Source organism: Oleiphilus sp. HI0080, from assembly GCF_001635135.1.
Map to the genome: position 1 here is coordinate 1 of NZ_LWFU01000750.1, position 624 is coordinate 624.

Annotated in this window: 2 protein-coding genes; both read right to left on the reverse strand. The window is 41.7% G+C overall.

Translation table 11 applies throughout. The features are described from left to right. On the reverse strand, positions 1-142 hold a 142-nt coding region (locus A3751_RS22240; RefSeq protein ID WP_156492530.1), incomplete at its 3' end, for a SurA N-terminal domain-containing protein. A gap of 140 nt (positions 143-282) precedes the next feature. Then, positions 283-555, reverse strand: coding sequence for an HU family DNA-binding protein (locus tag A3751_RS15790; RefSeq protein ID WP_068457826.1), 273 nt, complete (start codon positions 553-555; stop codon positions 283-285). Between the last annotated feature and the right edge of the window lie 69 nt (positions 556-624).

Below are 624 nucleotides of genomic sequence, written 5' to 3' on the forward strand. Positions count from 1 at the left end.
CATTTACTTCAACTACATCAGGCTCCCCACCGATACCACCAACAATTGACTCAACACCAAATAGCGCGAACGTAATAGCAATTCCCCAAACAATAACTTTGGCGGTCGTACCCTGCATACCTTGACGGACGTCTTGAAGCATAATGCCCTCTAAAAATAACTACTTACTATAATGAAATACTGTCAGCGCTACTAAAGGCTGACATAACAAAAAAGGCGCATTCCTAAGAACGCGCCTTTTCTCGAATGGCTCTTTCGAACCTTTCTAACAGGCGAATAACCTTAGTTAACCGCGTCTTTAAGACCTTTACCTGCTTTGAAGCTTGGAATTTTCGCTGCGGCGATTTGTATCTCTTGACCTGTTTGCGGATTACGACCAGTGCGCGCTGCACGGTCTTTCACAGAAAAAGTACCGAAACCAATTAGCGTTACTTGATCACCAGACTTTAAAGCACCAGTAATCGAGTCTACGAATGCATCAACTGCACGACCTGCTGCTGCTTTAGAAATATCTGCTGAATCTGCAATTGCATCAATAAGTTCAGATTTGTTCACACTAAACCCCTTAGTTTAATTTTAGTTTGCTTAAATAGATGTTTGATCCGCTGTTTGAATAAACAATAA